At 72.9% G+C, this 792-nt stretch carries 1 protein-coding gene; it reads right to left on the minus strand.

Annotated features, from left to right (window positions below; all coding sequences use genetic code 11):
* Positions 1-792 (minus strand): beta-ketoacyl reductase (locus AE652_RS06395; RefSeq protein WP_049650177.1); only part of this gene is annotated, 792 nt, incomplete at both ends.

Consider the following 792-nt stretch of genomic DNA (forward strand, 5'->3'; position numbering starts at 1 on the left):
GGCCTGGGCCGTCTGGCCGCCGGTGCCGACGAGTTCGCCCCGCAGGTAGTCCGCGAGGGCGGTGGCGTTCGGGTGGTCGAAGACCATCGTGGAGGCCAGCTTGACACCGACCTCCTTGGAGAGGCGGTTCCGCAGCTCGACGGCTCCGACGGAGTCGAAGCCCAGCTCCTTGAACGCGCGTTGCGGCAGCACGTCGTCCGCCGAGTCGTAGCCGAGGACCGCGGCCGCGTGGCCCCGGACCAGGTCGGTCAGGACCTGGCGCTGCTCAGCGACCGGCATCCCGACCAACCGGCTTGCCCACGCGCCGACTTCCTCGGTCGTCGTGGTGACGGCGGCCTCGGCGGCCAGGACCGCGCGGACCTCGGGAAGGTCCGCCAGCAGACGGCTGGCCCGGTAGAGGGTGTAGGTCGGCACGAACTGCGGCCAGTCGAAGCCGGCCACCACCATCGCGCCCTCACCGGCGTCCAGGACCTGGCCCAAGGCCAGCATGCCCCGGCGTCCGTCGATGCCCTCCATACCGAACTCGCGCAACCGCTCACCACCGGAGCCGGCCGCCATGCCGACGCCGGCCCACAGGCCCCACGCGACCGACGAGGCCACCAGACCACGAGAGCGGCGGTCCTCCACCAACGCGTCCAGGTGCGCGTTCGCCGCCGCATAGCCAGCCAGAGCGCCGCTGCCCCAGACACCCGCGCCCGACGAGAACAGCACGAACGCGTCGAGGTCCCGGCCGGCCGTCAACTCGTCCAGCACCGTGGCGCCGCCGACCTTCGCCGACAGCAGCCGCGACAG

Source organism: Kitasatospora sp. MY 5-36 (assembly GCF_001182915.1).
GTDB lineage: Bacteria > Actinomycetota > Actinomycetes > Streptomycetales > Streptomycetaceae > Kitasatospora.